The sequence below is a fragment of the Rhizobium sp. P44RR-XXIV genome (genome assembly GCF_001999485.2).
In the GTDB taxonomy this organism is placed as follows: Bacteria; Pseudomonadota; Alphaproteobacteria; order Rhizobiales; family Rhizobiaceae; genus Rhizobium.
In genome coordinates this window covers 1-16,730 of record NZ_MPVZ02000025.1, presented here as the reverse complement: position 1 = coordinate 16,730, position 16,730 = coordinate 1, and the positions used below count along the sequence as shown (strand labels likewise).

The following is a 16,730-nucleotide window of genomic DNA, read 5'->3' as shown; positions in this document are numbered from 1 at the left end:
CCATGACATTCGCTTTTGACAATACGTTCTTCGCGTTTGTCGGCCTTCTCATCTTCCTCGGTCTGATCGTCTATCTGAAGGTTCCGGGCATGATGGCGAAGTCGCTGGACGACCGCGCCGACCAGATCCGCAACGAACTGGCTGAAGCCAAGCGCCTGCGCGAAGAGGCCCAGCATCTGCTGGCCGAATACCAGCGCAAGCGCAAGGAAGCTGAAGCAGATGCGGCGAACATCGTCGCGGCTGCCGAGCGTGAAGCCGAAATGCTCACGACCGAAGCTCGCAAGAAGACTGAGGAATTCGTCGCTAACCGCACGGCTCTGTCCGAGCAGAAGATCAAGCAGGCTGAAGCCGATGCGATGAAGGCGGTTCGTTCCGCCGCCGTCGACCTGGCGATTGCAGCGGCTGCATCGGTGCTCGCGAAGAAAACCGAAGGCAGCGTTCAATCGGGCCTCTTCAACGACGCGGTCAATGAAGTGAAGACGCGCCTGAACTAGGTGCGATCGAAAGACAAGTTTGAAAAGCCCCGCTTCGGCGGGGCTTTTTTGTTTCTACCCGCTGGCGTGTGCGTGTTTGACCAAAGCTGCCCTGCGCGTTTAGATCGCGTCAGAGGGGTGGGGAGGCAAATGCAGATACCGGATAATCAAGGGCCGTTTCGCCAGGATGATATGGTCCTTCGACCAGCACGCCCCTGGACGGCGAGCGTTCATGCCTTGCTGGCTTCGCTGCGCCGGCATGGTTTCGATGCAGCTCCTTTGCCGCTCGGGTTTGACACTGCCTGGGAGAGGGTGAGCTATCTGCACGGCGCGACGGGCGACCTTGTCGAAAATTCCGAAATGCGGTCCGATCTGGCGCTGCGATCCGCAGCGTCGCTCCTTCGGCGCTATCACGATTGTTCTGCCCTCGCTCTGCGAGAGCTTGGGGCCGACTGCATATGGCAGTTGTCGACCCGAATGCCGGATGAGGTCATCTGCCATGGGGATTTCGCACCCTATAACGTCGTTCTGAACGGCGGCGAAGTCACCGGCATCATCGATTTCGAGACGGCTCATCCCGGTCCCCGGAGCTGGGATCTCGCCTATGCCGTCTATCGATGGGTGCCGCTGTCTTCAGACATCGGGGTGGACGGTTTGGATAGGCTGGAGGATCAGGTTCGGCGCGCCCGCATCTTTGCAGATGCCTATGGAATGTCATCCGCTGAACGCCGCTCGCTGCCTCAGGACATTATCGAGCGGCTTGGAGCGCTGCTGATATTCATGGAGCAGGAAGCTGCCCGTGGGGTCGAGCGATATCGCCAGAACCTCCGGGAAGGTCATGATCGCGTCTATCGTGACGACATCACCTATGTGGCGAAATGGTCGGCCCAGATTACGTCGGGGCTGGTTGCCTGAGGGGAGTGGCGAGACGCCGTCCTAGACAGCTTCTTTTTTCAGAGGCCGAAAACTCATACGATGCAGGGAGCAGGGGCCATGCTGCTCGATGCCGGCGCGATGCTGCGCCGTGCCGTAACCGGCATGGGCCGCAAAGCCATAGGCCGGAAAGACATCTCCGGCGCGCGCCATCATCCTGTCGCGCGTCACCTTGGCGACGATCGAGGCGGCGGCGATCGAGAAGGAACGTGCGTCGCCCTTGACCACGGCCTTTCCGGGGCAGGCAAGCCCTGCCGGTACGTCGAGGCCATCCGTCAATACATAGCTTGCCGGTATCGCCAGGCTGCAAATGGCACGGCGCATCGCGTCAAGGCTGGCCTTGCGGATGTCGGTGGTATCGATGCGTGCAGCACTTGAGGAGGCGATGGAGACCGTTGCTGTCGCGAGGATCTCGACAAACAGCGCTTCCCGCCTGGCGGCCGTGAGCTGCTTGGAATCGTTCAGCCCTTGTGGGATGCGCTCGGGATCGAGAATGACGGCTGCAGCAACGACAGGTCCGGCGAGAGGGCCTCGGCCAGCCTCGTCGGCCCCGGCGACCGGCCAGTGCCCGGCGCGGCGGGCGATCAATTCCAGCTCGAAGCTCGGAACGATCGGTGCTTCGTCAAAAAGCATGGGAGAATCGGGTGATGTGCTGCGTGGCATGCGGCGAAGCTCGCACACCACCCGATCTCCTGCAAGCCCCCGGTGGATCAGGGCGGCGAACCTGGGGGGCTTTCTTCCGGCGGGCTCAGGGAAAACCCGCGAGGAACCGTCAAAGCAGCGAGAGCTGCACGCCGCTGCCATCAGGCGGCACGAACAGATCATCGCGCAGGGCTATATTGCGCCTGACAAGCTCAAGCCGCCGCGTCGCCATTTCAAATCGTCGGCTGATCTGCCAGGCATAGGGGCCAGCGCCCTTCATGCGTTTGCCGAACTCGGCGTCATAATCTTTGCCGCCGCGCATCGAGCGGATCAGCGACATGACGTGGCGATAGCGATCCGGATAATGCTGCAGCAGCCAGTCACGAAACAGCGGGCTCACTTCCAGCGGCAGCCGCAGGATCACATAGCTTGCCTCCTGCGCGCCAGCGGCCTTGCCGGCATCGAGGATACGCTCGATCTCATGGTCGTTAAGGGCGGGAATGATCGGCGCCACCAGGATCGAGGTCCGGATGCCGGCTTCGCTCAAGGCCTGGATCGCCTCCAGCCGCCGCGATGGCGTCGCGGCGCGCGGTTCCATGGTGCGCGCCAGCTTGCGGTCGAGAGTCGTCACAGATAGTCCGACCCGCACGAGGTTCTTCGCGGCCATATCCTTGAGGATGTCGATATCGCGCATGACCAGCGCCGATTTGGTGACGATGGCAACCGGATGGTTCGCCCTGTTCAGCACTTCGAGGATCTGGCGCATGATCCGCCATTCCTTCTCGATCGGCTGATAGGGGTCCGTGTTGGTGCCGATGGCGATGACGCGTGGCTTGTAGCCGGGCTTTGCTAGCTCGCGCTCCAGAAGCTTCGGCGCATCCGGCTTGGCAAAGAGCTTCGCCTCGAAATCGAGCCCCGGAGAAAGGCCCATATAGGCATGCGACGGCCGGGCGAAGCAATAGATGCAACCATGCTCGCAGCCGCGATAGGGATTGATCGAGCGGTCGAAGGGGATATCGGGCGATTCGTTGCGGGTGATGGCCGTGCGCGGCTTTTCCACCTGCACTTCGGTCTTGAACGGTGGGAGCTCTTCAAGGGTCTGCCAACCGTCGTCAAAGGTCTCGCGCTGCATCGGCTCGAACCGGCCGCTCGGATTCAATCCGGCGCCGCGCCCGCGTCGACGCTCCACATCAATCCGGAGGCCGGCATCGGCGATCAAAGCATTGGCAATGTCTGGCGTGTTGGCAGGCGCGAATGCGGCCTGCCCTGCAAGGGACTGCTCGTTCATCGGTAGCTCCAGGGCGGTTCATGGGGCCGCATGCCGCGTCTAAGATGATTAAATTCCTATCCGACAAATGAGAACAATGCAAGAACAAAAACAAAGAAATCATTTCCCACCTAGTCCTGCATGCGAGGCCCATCAGTGATGACGGCGCGAGATTCGATGCGGCGTATCACGCTTTTCTTAAACGCTCAGACGCCAGGGTTAGGCGCTGGCAATAAATTGTGCGCCGCTCTATAAATGGGCAATGTTGACGGTAATCATCGAATGTCAGGATCAGGAACCTGAGCTGGCGCAGACATTGGCGGCATTGGTGGCGGGCGCGATCGAGGGCCTCGTCAGCGATGTTGTCGTGCTGGACCACGGCTCGCGGGACGGCACCTCACGCGTGGCGGATGCTGCCGGCTGCCGGTTTTATTCGCAATGGGACATAAAGGACATATTGCGCTCGGCACGCGGCGAATGGCTGCTTTTTGTCGAGCCCGGTGCTCGGCCTCAGGCCGGTTGGATCGATGAGATCGCCGAATATGTCTCGCTGAACAAGGTGCCGGCGCGCTTTACTGCTTCGCGCGGCTATCGCCGGCCGTTCCTGCAGCGCATCGGGCGCGGCACACCGCCTTTGGAGCTGGGATTGCTGGTATCCAAGCCGCAAGCCATCGCCATCGCCAGAACCGGCATGCGGCTGGCTGAATTCACTAAAGGCCAGAAATCCCGCAAGCTTTCAAGCGAGCTCATTCCATCCTGGGTCGCGCGGGCGGCGCGATAAAGCGTCGACCTCCAGAGATTCCGTTTGTAAACTGGTAAATAGCTGTCATAATTTCTGTGTGGCGGCACCTTTCGCGTGTCGCGTTGGGCGGCCGACCATGATGATGCCGGTATGCGGCGGAACTGGTCAGCGGAACTCTCCTTTTCCGCCGAGATTTCGGCAGAAGGAGGTGCGTTATGAAACGCACGATGTTCTACCGCCTGATGGCTACGGCCGTCCTTGCCAGTGCAATTCTCTATCCCGGCGTCGCTGCCTCCCAAGCGACACTCGCCTGCGCCAAGCGCGTCGACATGATCGCGTTCCTGGGCGACAATCTTTCTGAAAAGCTGTCGGCTGTCGGCAAGCTCGACCCCAACACGATCGTTGAGATCTATGTTGCTGAAAGCGGCAGCTGGACGATGATGGTCAGTGACGCCTCCGGCCGGAGCTGCATCATTCTCAATGGCGAAAGATGGGAATCAATTCCTGTCTTGCCGGGGCCGAAAGCATAGGGCTGCAAATGTCCTGCGGAGACGCAGGACCTACCGAGAACTGCCGCCACGCTTGAGGTGCTCGTCCAGGCGCGGCATGATCTCCACGAAATTGCAGGGCATGTGCCTGTAGTCGAGTTGAGCCTTCAATATGCCATCCCAGGCATCCTTGCAGGCGCCGGGAGAGCCCGGCAGCACGAAGATGAAGGTAGCGTTGGCCACACCGCCGGTTGCCCGCGACTGGATCGTCGCCGTGCCGATCTTGTCGTAGGAAATGCGATGGAAGACTTCGGAAAAGCCGTCCATCCGTTTTTCGAATAAGGGCTCCAGCGCTTCGGGCGTCACATCGCGACCGGTGAAGCCAGTGCCGCCCGTGGTGATCACCACGTCCACGGCTACGTCCTTTGTCCAGGCCTCGACCTGTGCGCGGATGCGCTCCTTGTCATCGGAAACGATGGCGCGACCTGCCAGTCTATGACCGGCCTCGGCGATGCGCGCGACCAGCGTGTCGCCGGATTTATCGTCCGCGAGCGTTCGTGTATCGGAAACGGTCAACACGGCGATACCGACGGGGATGAAGGGTCTTTCGCTGCCTGGGCCTGCCATCATGCCTCTCCTGCAAACGTCTCGGTCGCCTGGAAATACCAGTCCGGCCTCTGTCTGTGAAGCATAGCAGCTGCCGCCTCAGCCTGGTCGCTATTTTCGAAGATGCCGAAGCAGGTGGCGCCGGAGCCGGACATACGCGTCACGATGGCGTGCTGGCGCTCAAGCAAGGCGGAAAGCGTCGAAATCTCGCTGCATATCGCGCGTGCCGGTGGCTCCAGATCGTTTCGAAGGGTCTTGATCGTATCGATCCATTCGCCCTGGCGCTGCGGCATCTGCGATGGGAAGAGGAGTGGCGGATTGTCCTTGCGGGAAAGCAGGCGGAACACTTCCGGCGTCGAGACGCCGACAAGCGGATTGCCAAGAACCATGGCAAAGGACGGAAAGTCCGGCAGCAGGTCGATCGCCTCGCCAATGCCCCGCGCCACCAATGGCCGGCTGGCAAGGCACATCGGCACGTCGGCACCGAGCTTCAACGCGATGGCTTTGACCGTCTCCTCTGGCAAAACGAGCCGCCATAGCCGCATAAGCCCACGCAGCGCCGCCGCCGCATCCGCCGAGCCGCCGCCGATGCCCGAGGCGATCGGCAGGTTCTTTTCGAGGTGAATATGGACGGCGGGTGCATCGATACCGGCCGCATGGGCCGCCTGCCGCAGCAGGTCTCGCGCCTTGAGCACGAGATTGTCGCCAGCTTCGGCATCTGCGGAGAGCAGCGGACCGAAGCGTCCGGAGAGGCTGAATTCATCCTCGCCGCTTGCACGGAAACCAAGGCGATCGCCATGCCGGGCAAAACTCACCAGCATATCGAGCAGATGATAGCCATCGGCGCGTCGGCCGGTAACATGCAGCGCAAGATTGATCTTTGCGGGCGCTTCCTCCGTGAGGTCGAAATCGCCCGCTGCCAAGATCGTGTTCATGGGAAGTCTTAGGACTTCTTGTCGACCGGAGCCGGCGCGTTCGAGTCAGGGGATGGAGCCGGTGCCGGATCGGGCTGCTTGCTCTTGTCGACCGTCTTCGGATCGGTGTCGAGTGCCGGCAGGCCCTTGTCGACCTTTTCCTTGATCTTCGGAATATCGGCTTCTTCCGGCTTCGAGGCCAGAGCACGGTTCCACTGGTAGACGGCTTCCAGCTTGCGGTTGACGCGCCAATAGGCATCGCCGAGATGGTCGTTGATGGTAGGGTCGCCGGCCTTCAGCTGCGCTGCCCGTTCCAGCTCATTCACCGCATCGTCAAAGCGGTTGAGACGGAAATAGGCCCAGCCAAGCGAGTCGACGATGTAGCCGTCATCCGGCTTCAGGTCGACGGCCTTGCGGATCATGTCCAGACCCTGGTCGAGGTTCATGTTCATGTCGACCCAGGAGTAGCCGAGATAGTTCAGCACCTGCGGCTGGTCGGGGTTCAGCTCCAGAGCCTTCTTGAAGTTCGGCTCGGCATCGGCCCATTTCTTCAGACGCTCATAGGCAATGCCGCGCTGGAAGAACACGGCCCAGTCGCTGCGCTTCGGCACGGGCCCGATGATCTGCACGGCCTTGTCGTAATTATCGGCCATGGCCTGGAAGTCCTTGGCGTCGGAAAGGACGCTGCCATAGGCCAGGTAGCTGCGGACATCGTTGGGATCAGAATCGATCAGGGCCTTCAGATGCTTGCGGGCATCGTCGACCTTGCCGGCCTGGGCGAGCGCAAGGCCGAGCTGCAGCTCGGAGATGCGTGCCATCGGCGAATTGTCCGGCACCTTCTTGTAGAAGGCGATGGCGCGATCGGTCTGTTCCTGCTTTTCGGCCAGGCCGCCCAGAAGAACCAGCGTATCGGCGGCCTTCGGATCGAGCGAATTGGCAATCTGCAGATAAAGCGAAACGACGTCTTCGGCGCCGTCGCGGTTCAGCGCGGCACCGATGGTGAAGAGCACGGCTGCTGCACCCTGCGCGGCGTCGGTAACCTGCTGGTCGGGCGTCTCGCCCTTGGTGATGCTGTCACGCAGCGCATTCAACGGCGCGTAATTGCTGACGAGATTGTCGCCGACCGAAATGGTGTCGAGAGCCTTCTGCTTGTCGCCGGCCTTGGCTTCCAGGCGCGCCAGCGCCATGACGGAGCGCATGAAGGTGTCGGGAGCCGTGGCGCCGCCCGTCTTGTCGAGGACCGCATCATTGAGATGCGAGCGTGCCGACTTCAGGTCGCCCATTGTCAGGGCAATGGCGCCGGCATGATAGTTCTTGAAGATGTTGAACCAATCGGGGCCCTTCATCTTGTCGATCATCGAGATCGCTTCCTTGCCGCGACCGGAGCCGGCACGCGCCCAGGCAGAAAGCAGGTTGGTCATCATCCGGTCGAGATCGTTTGGACCGTTATATTTGAGGATTTCCTGCGCGCTGCGATATTCGTGGCGACGGATTGCGTCCATGCCGCGCACGATCGTGGTGACGCGCTCGACGGACGGATCGCTCTTCAGCTCGTTGGCGTATTTGACGCCTTCTTCGAGATTGCCGTTGAGCAGCAGCGAAATCATCAGCCGCTGGCGGATTTCGGGGTTGCCCGGGTCGATCATCAGCGCTTTCTTGTAAAGCGCGATGGCGGTGTCGTAATCGTGGTCGACATCGGCGGTACGGGCAGCGAGGAATGCGCCGGCGAATGTATCGACGCTATCGGGATCGAACACGACCTCGGCGTTGACCTCGGGTGCTGCCGGCTTGTCGTCGGCCCGCGCACCATTCAGGGCGGACACTGAAAGGATCGCCGCCAAGGCTACGCCCGAGAGAAAACGGATGGCAAGTCTCTGCCGCATTAGAAAGCCTTTCATCGAGGGACGGCCAGCGAAGTCGCCGGCGGCATAAAGCGTTCGTGTCAACTGATTCACAACAGGATGGCTTTTTTGAAGCGGCGCTGCAACAAATTCGGCCTGCCGCTATCAATTAACGCGTTCGATGCAGAAATCGATCACTTCGAGAAGTGCTGATTTCCATGGCGTTTCCGGCAATGGTGCCAGAGCGTCGCGGGCGATGGTGCCATAATGGACAGCCCGGGCGATTGTGTCGGCAAGCGCGCCATATTTCGTGATGAGCCCCAGGGCCTTCTCGAGATTCTTGTCGCTGTTATTGCCGGTTTCGATGGCGTCACGCCAGAAGGCGCGCTCTTTTTCGGTGCCACGGCGATAGGCCAGGATCACCGGAAGTGTGATCTTGCCTTCGCGGAAATCGTCGCCGACATTCTTGCCGAGATCAACAGCCTTGCCGCCATAATCCAGCGCGTCATCGACAAGCTGGAAGGCGAGGCCGAGATTGGTGCCATAGGATTTCAGCGCATTGCGCTCCGCCTTGCCGGCATTGGCGACGATGGGGCCGACTTCGGCCGCGGCGGCAAAGAGCGCTGCGGTCTTGGCGCGGATGACAGACAGATAGTCGTCCTCGGTCGTTTCCATGTTCTTGGAGACCGACAGCTGCAGCACTTCGCCTTCGGCGATGACGCAGGCGGCCGAAGACAGCACGTCGAGCGCGTCGAGCGAGCCGACTTCCACCATCATGCGGAAGGCCTGGCCGAGCAGGAAGTCGCCGACGAGGACGCTCGCCTGGTTGCCCCAGATCATGCGGGCAGTGGATTTGCCACGGCGCAGATCGCTTTCGTCAACCACATCATCATGCAGCAAGGTTGCCGTATGCAGGAACTCGACCGATGTGGCGAGCTTGATGTGATTGTCGCCCTGGTAATTGTAGAGCGCTGCCGAGGCGATGGTCAGCATCGGCCGCAGGCGCTTGCCGCCAGACGAGATCAGATGCTCCGCAACCTCGGGAATCATCTGTACATCGGAGCCGGCTTTCGACAGGATGAGCTGATTGACGCGTTCCATGTCCGCCTTGGTCAGATCCACCAAAGGCTTGATGGATGCCAGTTTATTCTTGCTTTCTTCCAGCGGTATCACGACGCCCAACGATCCGGACTCCTGTTCATTTTCTGCAAAGCACCATAAGAAGGGGCGAAAGAGGCGGCAAGAGGCGAATTGTCTCGTCGCGTAAATTTGACAGGAAACTCAAGGCTTATGCACGAACTGATCCGCACGAATGATCCGGTCCTTCTTTCTTTTGCGGAGAGCCTGATGAAAGACGCCGGAATTCATTGCTTTGTCGCGGATCAGGCCATGAGCATCCTGGAAGGCTCGCTCGGCATGTTGCCGCGCCGTTTTCTGGTGGAAGAGGAGCGTGCCGATCAAGCACGGCGCATTCTCGTCGATGCCGGTCTCGGAGACGAGCTGCGCCCTGCGCGCGGCTGAGGTCCGCCATGGCCGCCAGTCCTTCCGAAACCGTCGACGCCTTCCATCGTGGCGCATTCCATGTTGTCCAGCCCAAGGGCAGGGGGCATCGTTCCGGCATGGATGCGATTGCTGCTGCTGCCCTCGTGGCCGACGAACGGCCCATCAGGGTGGCCGATCTCGGTGCCGGCGCAGGTGCCGCCGGCATGGCCGTGGCGTCGCGGCTCGACCGGGCGGAGGTGGTGCTGTTCGAGCGCTCGCCCGACATGGCCGAATTTGCCCGCAAGAGCCTGCTGCTGCCGGAAAATGCCCGTTTTTCCGAGCGTGTGGCGGTCATCGAAGCCGATGTGACGCTGACCGGCAAGGACCGCAATAGGGCGGGACTGGTCGACGACAGCTTCCATCATGTCATTATGAATCCACCCTTCAACGATGCGAGCGACCGGCTGACGCCCGATGCGCTGAAGGCCGAGGCACATGCCATGACCGAGGGGCTGTTCGAGCGGTGGATACGCACGGCGGGCGCTATCATGATCCCCGGCGGCCAGCTGTCGCTCATCGCCCGGCCGGAATCGATCGGCGAGATCATCGCCGCCTGCGGCCGGCGTTTCGGCGGCATCGAGATCACGCCGATCCATCCGCGCGAGGGCGAGAATGCGGTTCGCATCCTGGTGACGGCGATCAAGGGATCGAGGAAGCGGCTGGGGCTGCGCGCGCCGCTGATCATGCACGGCGAGGGGACGCATAAATTCACCGATTTCGTCGACGATATGAATAATGGTCGTGCCGCCTACGCACGCAAATAGCGCCTCGCTTGCGTGATTTGGCACATGAAATGCGATCGGCGATGTTGCGTTTGTCGTTTCCGTGCATACATCACGGGCAGTGAACTTCATGATTCAAGGTGACGAATGGTTGGGTTTTTGAGACGCATGCTTCCGAAGCGGTTTCGCAAGGAAAGGCTGGTCATCCCCGTCGTTCGGCTGAGCGGTGTCATTTCGGCGGGCGGCGGCCCGCTGCGGCAATCGCTCAATCTCGCCGGTGTGTCGCAGGCGTTGGAAAAGGCTTTCGACATGAAGACCGCGCCGGCCGTCGCCATCGTTGTCAATTCGCCGGGCGGCTCGCCGGTGCAGTCGCGGATGATCTATAACCGCATTCGCGACCTGGCTGCTGAGAAGAACAAGAAGGTTCTGGTCTTCGTCGAGGATGTGGCAGCGTCCGGCGGCTATATGATTGCGCTCGCGGGTGACGAAATCATCGCCGACCCCACCTCCATTGTCGGCTCCATTGGCGTCGTCTCCGGCGGTTTCGGCTTTCCGGAACTGCTGAAGAAGATCGGCGTCGAGCGCCGTGTCTATACTGCCGGCGCGAACAAGGCGATCCTCGATCCCTTCCAGCCGGAGAAGGAAAAGGACATCGAATATCTGAAGAGCCTGCAGCTCGAGATTCACAAGGTCTTCATCGACATGGTGCTCGAGCGCCGCACGGGAAAGCTCTCGGCCGACGAAACCGTGTTCTCGGGCTTGTTCTGGACGGGCGGGCGCGGGCTGGAGCTTGGTCTGATCGACGGTCTCGGCGACATGCGCCAGGAATTGCGGAAGCGCTTCGGCGACAAGGTCAAGCTGACGCTGGTCACCACGCCGCGCAGTCTTTTCGGCCGTCGCGCCCCCGGTGTTTCGCTCTCGGGCATGGACGGTCTCGGCGCGAGCCTTGCATCCGGGCTTGCCGAAGCGGCAGAGGAAAAGGCATTGTGGGGCCGGTACGGGTTGTAATCAGGAGCGCTGGGTAATGCCCCAGATCATCTTCTTTATCGTTGCTATCGGCGGCATCTGGTTCTTGTATCGGCGTTTCGTCCGCGACGCTCAGCGGCTTGCCGAAAAGTCCCGTCGCGCCGAAACGGAACGGCGCACGGGTGCGATCGGGACGCTGGTCAAGGATCCGAAGACGGGAGAATACCGCGTCAAGCGCGACGACGAGTAGGATGTGCGAAGGTCGCGGTGCGGACAACGGCCAGACGACAGTTTGCCTGTCAAAGTCTTGACCCTTTCGTCTCGCCGTGGCACCTGTCCGCCCAACCATTCGCTAGCAGAAGAAATCAGCTCCCATGACTGCCAACGTGCCCGACCATATGAACCCGAAGCGCTCCTTTCAGGCGCTGATCCTGACGCTGCACAATTACTGGGCTGACAAGGGTTGCGCGGTTCTGCAGCCCTACGACATGGAAGTCGGTGCCGGCACGTTCCATCCGGCGACCACGCTGCGCGCGCTCGGCCCGAAGCCATGGCGGGCTGCCTATGTCCAGCCGTCACGCCGCCCGTCGGACGGCCGCTATGGTGAAAACCCGAACCGTCTGCAGCATTACTATCAGTATCAGGTCATCCTGAAGCCCAATCCGCCGAACCTGCAGGAACTCTATCTCGGCTCGCTGAAGGCGATCGGCCTCGATCCGCTGTTGCACGACATCCGCTTCGTCGAGGACGACTGGGAAAGCCCGACGCTCGGCGCGTGGGGTCTCGGCTGGGAATGCTGGTGCGATGGCATGGAAGTGTCGCAGTTCACCTATTTCCAGCAGGTCTGCGGCATCGAATGCGCACCGGTTGCCGGCGAATTGACTTACGGTCTGGAACGTCTGGCCACCTATGTCCAGGGCGTCGACAGCGTCTACGATCTGAACTTCAACGGCCTCGAAGGCGAAGACAAGATCAGCTACGGCGATATCTTCCTGCAGGCCGAGCAGGAATATTCCCGGCATAATTTCGAATATGCCAATACCGAGATGCTGCATCGCCATTTCATCGATGCCGAGAAGGAATGCCAGGCATTGCTGGCGGCCGGTGCCCCCGGTGACAGCGATAACCAGCGCCTGCACAAATGCGTCTTCCCGGCCTATGACCAGTGCATCAAGGCCAGCCACGTCTTCAACCTGCTCGATGCCCGCGGTGTCATCTCAGTGACCGAGCGCCAGAGCTACATCCTGCGCGTACGTACGCTGGCCAAGGCTTGCGGCGAGGCGTTCCTGCTCACCGATGCAGGCGGCATCAACTGGAACCAGCAGGCGGCCTGAGCCCGAACTCCGATCGGAGCGCGTATACGCGCGCTCCAGAGACCATGGTTCACGGCACATCTTCTTTGAGCAATCGCGAATGTAATTCCTCTGATTGGGCTGCTTTCGCCCGACTTTGGGCGATTATTGCGGTAAATGCCGGGTGACATTGCGAAAAAATCTGCCTAGTGTCCCGGCGGTTGCAGTCGCCATGGGGATTCGAGATGTATATTCTTCTAGCGATCATAGTGCTGGCAGCACTCTATGTGGTCTTCATCTACAACGGGCTTGTTCGTTCCCGCCAGGTTGCCGAAGAGGCGTGGTCCGGCATTGACGTGCAGTTGAAGCGCCGCGCCGATCTCATTCCCAACCTGGTCGAGACGGTCAAAGGCTACGCCGGCCATGAGAATAAGACGCTCGTGGAAGTCACCCAGGCGCGTGCCGCGGCCCAGGCCGTGCCCGCTGGCGACGTTGCCGGTCGTGCCGCTGCCGAAGGCATGCTCAGCCAGGCGCTTGGGCGCCTGATGGTCGTTTCTGAAGCCTATCCCGACCTGAAGGCCAATACGGGTTTCGTCGAGCTACAGCAGTCGCTGGAGACGACGGAAAACGAGATCCAGATGTCACGCCGCTACTACAATGGTGCCGCGCGCGATCTGAACGTCAAGGTCGAGACCTTCCCCAACAATCTCATCGCCGGCCCCTTCGGCTTCGTCAAGAAGGCCTATTTCGAGATCACCAACGAAGCGGATCGCGCCGTTCCCACGGTAAAGTTCTGAGATTACCGCTATCGGTTTTTCGCGTGAGGCGGTAAAGGAAGCCGCTTGGCGGCCGATGGCCGCCTCCTTGATTGACCTGAAAAGCGGCCATCGGCCGCCTTCCTGACTGACCGAAGAGAATGATGATGGGTAGAGCCAAACTCACGATTATCCCGCCTGGCAAGCCGCTCACCGGCCGCGCCATGCCGCCGGGATCGAAGTCGATCACCAACCGCGCGCTGCTGCTCGCCGGCCTTGCCAAGGGCACGAGCCGGCTGACCGGCGCGCTGAAGAGCGACGATACCCGCTATATGGCCGAAGCGCTGCGAGCCATGGGTGTCACGATCGACGAGCCCGACGCCACCACCTTCATCGTGACGGGCAGCGGCAAGTTGACGTCGCCGTCCGAGCCGCTTTTCCTCGGCAATGCCGGCACGGCGACCCGCTTCCTGACCGCCGCCGCCGCGCTGGTCGAAGGCAAGGTCGTGGTCGATGGCGATCAGCACATGCACCAAGCGGCCGATCGGCCCGCTGGTCGATGCGTTGCGTTCGCTCGGCATCGACGCCTCGACTGAAACCGGCTGCCCGCCTGTGACGATCAACGGTACGGGCCGTTTCGAGGCAAGCCGCGTGCAGATCGATGGTGGTCTTTCCAGCCAGTATGTCTCGGCGCTCCTGATGATGGCCGCCGGCGGTGACCGCGCCGTCGATGTCGAGCTGCTCGGCGAGCATATCGGCGCCCTCGGCTATATCGACCTGACTGTTGCCGCCATGCGCGCTTTCGGCGCCAAGGTCGAGCGCTTGAGCCCGGTTGCGTGGCGCGTCGAGGCCACCGGCTACCATGCCGCCGATTTCCTCATCGAGCCGGATGCCTCGGCCGCGACCTATCTCTGGGCGGCCGAAGTGCTTGGTGGCGGCAAGATCGATCTCGGTACGCCGGCGACGGAATTCTCGCAGCCGGATGCGCGGGCTTACGATTTCATCTCGAAATTCCCGCACCTGCCTGCCGTCATCGACGGATCGCAGATGCAGGATGCCATCCCGACGCTCGCCGTTCTCGCCGCCTTCAACGAAACGCCCGTGCGCTTCGTCGGCATCGAGAACCTTCGCGTCAAGGAATGCGACCGCATTCGGGCGCTGTCGAGTGGCCTGTCGCGCATCGTCCCGGACCTCGGCACCGAGGAGGGCGATGATCTGATTGTTGCTTCCGATCCGAGCCTTGCCGGCAAGGTTCTGCCGGCCGAGATCGACAGTTTTGCCGATCATCGCATCGCCATGAGCTTTGCGCTTGCCGGCCTGAAGATCGGCGGCATCACCATTCTCGATCCCGATTGCGTTGCTAAGACCTTCCCCGCCTACTGGAACGTGCTGGCTTCACTCGGGGTCACCTACGAAGACTGACGCTTTGCCATCCCAGGGGAGGGCGGGGCGCGGAAGCATTCTTGACGTGAGGCGGCGCCGGCAACGGCGCCGCGCTATCTCTTGGGGGAGCGATGACACGGTTTTGCGGGTTCTTCCTGGCTTTGTGCCTGCTGCTTTGCGCAACCGCGGTAACGGCGGCCGAACTCATCGCCAATTTCGATCAGGCGATTGCCCTGCATCGCGACGGTTCGATGCGGGTGGTCGAAACCATCGCCGTGAATGCGGAAGGGCGTGATATCCGTCGTGGCATCTTCCGCGATTTTCCGCTGACATTCACCGATGCCAACGGCCGCACGACCGAGGTGGATTTCAAGGTCGTCTCCGTCGAGCGTGACGGTCAGCCGGAGGATTGGCGCAGTGAGCGCATCCAGGGTGGTGAGCGCATTTATATCGGCAGCGCCGATCGAGTCCTGAACCCAGGCCCGCACACATTCCGCATCACCTACGATACCGACAGGCAGATCCGCTATTTCGATGATCACGAAGAGCTCTACTGGAACGTGACAGGCAATGGCTGGCTGTTTCCGATCATCAATGCCAGAGCGGTGGTGACATTGCCCGATGGCGTGCAGCCGCAGCAGCTTGCCTTCTTCACCGGACCTCTCGGCGCGAACGGCAAGAACGCAAGTGCGAGCGCACAGGGCAATATCGTCACCTTCGTAACGACCCGGCCGCTCGCCATGGCCGAAGGCCTGACTATCGCCGTCAAGCTTGCCAAAGGGACGATCGCGCCGCCGAGCGGCACCCAGCAGTGGGGCTGGTTCCTCCGTGATCATATCGATACCATCATCGCCATCGGCGGCTTGATCGTCCTCTTCATCTACTACATGCGCAGCTGGGTGAGGGTCGGGCGCGATCCGCCGCCGGGCGTGATGGTTCCGCGCTGGGACTCGCCTGAGGGCATTTCGCCGGCTTTGGTGAACTACATCGACAATAAGGGCTTCGCCAGCTCCGGTTGGACGGCGCTGTCGGCGACGGCGATCGATCTCGCGGTGCGCGGCTATGTCGTTCTTGATGATCTGAAGGAGAAGGTCGTCATTCGACCCACCGGCAAGGCGGCGGACAGCAATCTGGTCGGTGGCGACAAGGTGTTGATGCAGGCCGTTGGTCCATTTTCTCCGCTGGTCATCGGCAAGGAGAACGGCGAGGCGGTACAGCAGCTCGGCTCGAAATTCCGCAGCGCCATCGAGCGTGACCATCGCGGTGAATATTACAAAGCCAATTCGCTTTACGTCATCGCCGGCATTGCTCTGTCTGTCCTGATCCTGGCGTCCATCATCATCTTTGGGCGATTGCATGAAAACGCCGTGCCGCTGATCCTCATGCCTGGTTTCCTGTCGGTCTTCGTGACGATCTTTACCAACATCATCGGCCGGAGGTTCCGCCGTCACAACGCCGGTCTCGGCCAACGGATCCTGTCCGTTTTGATCTGTGCTTTCTTCGGCTTCATCGTGGTATCGGCCGTCGTCAACGGCTTTGGAGCCGCGGTCGTGCCTTTATGGGAGGCGGGTCTGCTGCCGCTGACCGCCGGCATCGTCGGCATTTTCGCCCTCAACGTCGTCTTCTATTTCCTGATGGGCGCACCGACGCCGCTCGGGCGCAAGATGATGGACGGCATCGCCGGTCTCAGACAATATCTGACACTCGCCGAACGCGACCGGATGAACATGCAGGGCGCACCGCAGATGTCGCCGCAGCATTTCGAAAAGCTGCTGCCCTATGCGGTAGCACTCGGCGTCGAAAAGCCCTGGTCGAGCGCCTTCGAGAATTGGCTCGCAACGGCAGCCGGCGCGACTGTGGCTGCCGCCTATGCGCCGCTCTGGTATTCCGGCAATTTCAACCCCGGCAACATCGGCGGAACCATCGGTGATTTCTCGTCGTCGATGGCATCCACCATCGCTTCCACCATTCCCGCCCCGGTATCGAGCTCATCCTCTGCATTTGGCGGTGGGGGAGGAGGTGGTGGCGGGTCTTCCGGTGGCGGCGGAGGCGGTGGAGGCGGCGGGGGGGTGGTAGTTACACACCTCCCCCTTGAGGGGGGAGGTCGCCGCGAAGCGGCGGGTGGGGGGTGACTGTTGTTTGGCTGCGGAGGTTTGCCGCGATC

Annotated in this window: 17 protein-coding genes and 1 pseudogene; 12 read left to right on the top strand and 6 right to left on the bottom strand. The window is 61.3% G+C overall.

All coding sequences use genetic code 11. The annotated features are described in order from the left end of the window. The first annotated feature begins 2 nt into the window (after nucleotides 1–2). Nucleotides 3–494: a F0F1 ATP synthase subunit B gene (locus BSK43_RS05445; RefSeq protein ID WP_077471432.1), complete on the top strand. Its 492-nt coding sequence runs from the start codon at nucleotides 3–5 to the stop codon at nucleotides 492–494. A 171-nt stretch (nucleotides 495–665) separates the two neighbouring features. Beyond that, nucleotides 666–1,388 carry a phosphotransferase gene (locus tag BSK43_RS05440; protein ID WP_246662500.1) on the top strand — a complete coding sequence of 241 codons (723 nt, stop codon included), beginning with the start codon at nucleotides 666–668 and terminating at the stop codon, nucleotides 1,386–1,388. 21 nt (nucleotides 1,389–1,409) lie between these two features. Here BSK43_RS05440 and BSK43_RS05435 read toward each other — a convergent pair whose 3' ends face one another. Together BSK43_RS05435 and BSK43_RS05430 are read right to left on the bottom strand one after the other, a co-directional pair. Beyond that, nucleotides 1,410–2,069 carry a ribonuclease HII gene (locus BSK43_RS05435; protein WP_077471454.1) on the bottom strand — a complete coding sequence of 220 codons (660 nt, stop codon included), beginning with the start codon at nucleotides 2,067–2,069 and terminating at the stop codon, nucleotides 1,410–1,412. A 109-nt stretch (nucleotides 2,070–2,178) separates the two neighbouring features. Further along, nucleotides 2,179–3,336, bottom strand: a complete 1,158-nt coding sequence (locus tag BSK43_RS05430; protein ID WP_068384735.1) for a PA0069 family radical SAM protein — start codon at nucleotides 3,334–3,336, stop codon at nucleotides 2,179–2,181. Between the two features lie 241 nt (nucleotides 3,337–3,577). Here BSK43_RS05430 and BSK43_RS05425 point away from each other — a divergent pair, with 241 nt between their 5' ends. Then, nucleotides 3,578–4,096 carry a glycosyl transferase gene (locus BSK43_RS05425; protein ID WP_077471434.1) on the top strand — a complete coding sequence of 173 codons (519 nt, stop codon included), beginning with the start codon at nucleotides 3,578–3,580 and terminating at the stop codon, nucleotides 4,094–4,096. Nucleotides 4,097–4,272: 176 nt separating this feature from the next. Then, nucleotides 4,273–4,587, top strand: a complete 315-nt coding sequence (locus BSK43_RS05420) for a hypothetical protein (RefSeq protein ID WP_077471435.1) — start codon at nucleotides 4,273–4,275, stop codon at nucleotides 4,585–4,587. 30 nt (nucleotides 4,588–4,617) lie between these two features. On the opposite strand, the gene moaB is transcribed toward BSK43_RS05420, so the two are convergent. From moaB to BSK43_RS05395, 4 genes are all read right to left on the bottom strand, one after another. Next, nucleotides 4,618–5,172 carry a molybdenum cofactor biosynthesis protein B gene (gene moaB / locus BSK43_RS05415; RefSeq protein ID WP_077471436.1) on the bottom strand — a complete coding sequence of 185 codons (555 nt, stop codon included), beginning with the start codon at nucleotides 5,170–5,172 and terminating at the stop codon, nucleotides 4,618–4,620. After that, nucleotides 5,172–6,086 (bottom strand): 4-(cytidine 5'-diphospho)-2-C-methyl-D-erythritol kinase, encoded by a 915-nt coding sequence (locus tag BSK43_RS05410; RefSeq protein WP_077471437.1) that lies wholly within the window; start codon nucleotides 6,084–6,086, stop codon nucleotides 5,172–5,174. Before BSK43_RS05410 ends, moaB begins: the two co-directional genes overlap by 1 nt. Before the next feature lie 8 nt (nucleotides 6,087–6,094). After that, nucleotides 6,095–7,948, bottom strand: coding sequence for a tetratricopeptide repeat protein (locus BSK43_RS05405; RefSeq protein WP_068387576.1), 1,854 nt, complete (start codon nucleotides 7,946–7,948; stop codon nucleotides 6,095–6,097). A 123-nt stretch (nucleotides 7,949–8,071) separates the two neighbouring features. Continuing rightward, nucleotides 8,072–9,088 carry a polyprenyl synthetase family protein gene (locus tag BSK43_RS05395; protein WP_077471438.1) on the bottom strand — a complete coding sequence of 339 codons (1,017 nt, stop codon included), beginning with the start codon at nucleotides 9,086–9,088 and terminating at the stop codon, nucleotides 8,072–8,074. Between the two features lie 108 nt (nucleotides 9,089–9,196). Here BSK43_RS05395 and BSK43_RS05390 point away from each other — a divergent pair, with 108 nt between their 5' ends. The 8 genes and pseudogenes from BSK43_RS05390 (at nucleotide 9,197) to BSK43_RS05355 (ending at nucleotide 16,698) form a co-directional block, all read left to right on the top strand. Further along, nucleotides 9,197–9,427 carry a DUF2007 domain-containing protein gene (locus BSK43_RS05390; protein WP_075855603.1) on the top strand — a complete coding sequence of 77 codons (231 nt, stop codon included), beginning with the start codon at nucleotides 9,197–9,199 and terminating at the stop codon, nucleotides 9,425–9,427. 8 nt (nucleotides 9,428–9,435) lie between these two features. Next, nucleotides 9,436–10,212, top strand: a complete 777-nt coding sequence (locus BSK43_RS05385) for a methyltransferase (RefSeq protein ID WP_136686759.1) — start codon at nucleotides 9,436–9,438, stop codon at nucleotides 10,210–10,212. Nucleotides 10,213–10,317: 105 nt separating this feature from the next. Further along, nucleotides 10,318–11,178 carry a S49 family peptidase gene (locus BSK43_RS05380; RefSeq protein ID WP_077471440.1) on the top strand — a complete coding sequence of 287 codons (861 nt, stop codon included), beginning with the start codon at nucleotides 10,318–10,320 and terminating at the stop codon, nucleotides 11,176–11,178. A 16-nt stretch (nucleotides 11,179–11,194) separates the two neighbouring features. Further along, entirely contained in the window at nucleotides 11,195–11,386 is a 192-nt protein-coding gene (locus BSK43_RS05375; protein WP_077471441.1) for an NfeD family protein, read from the top strand. Between the two features lie 124 nt (nucleotides 11,387–11,510). Further along, complete coding sequence (locus BSK43_RS05370) at nucleotides 11,511–12,470, top strand: glycine--tRNA ligase subunit alpha (RefSeq protein WP_077471442.1); 960 nt, start codon at nucleotides 11,511–11,513, stop codon at nucleotides 12,468–12,470. Nucleotides 12,471–12,673: 203 nt separating this feature from the next. Further along, the gene (locus BSK43_RS05365) at nucleotides 12,674–13,225 is read left to right on the top strand and encodes a LemA family protein (protein ID WP_068384769.1); all 552 of its coding nucleotides are present in this window, start codon (nucleotides 12,674–12,676) and stop codon (nucleotides 13,223–13,225) included. A 122-nt stretch (nucleotides 13,226–13,347) separates the two neighbouring features. Continuing rightward, nucleotides 13,348–14,605 (top strand): annotated as a pseudogene (locus BSK43_RS05360) (3-phosphoshikimate 1-carboxyvinyltransferase). Between the two features lie 92 nt (nucleotides 14,606–14,697). Continuing rightward, complete coding sequence (locus BSK43_RS05355; protein ID WP_077471444.1) at nucleotides 14,698–16,698, top strand: DUF2207 domain-containing protein; 2,001 nt, start codon at nucleotides 14,698–14,700, stop codon at nucleotides 16,696–16,698. The last annotated feature ends 32 nt before the right edge of the window (nucleotides 16,699–16,730 follow it).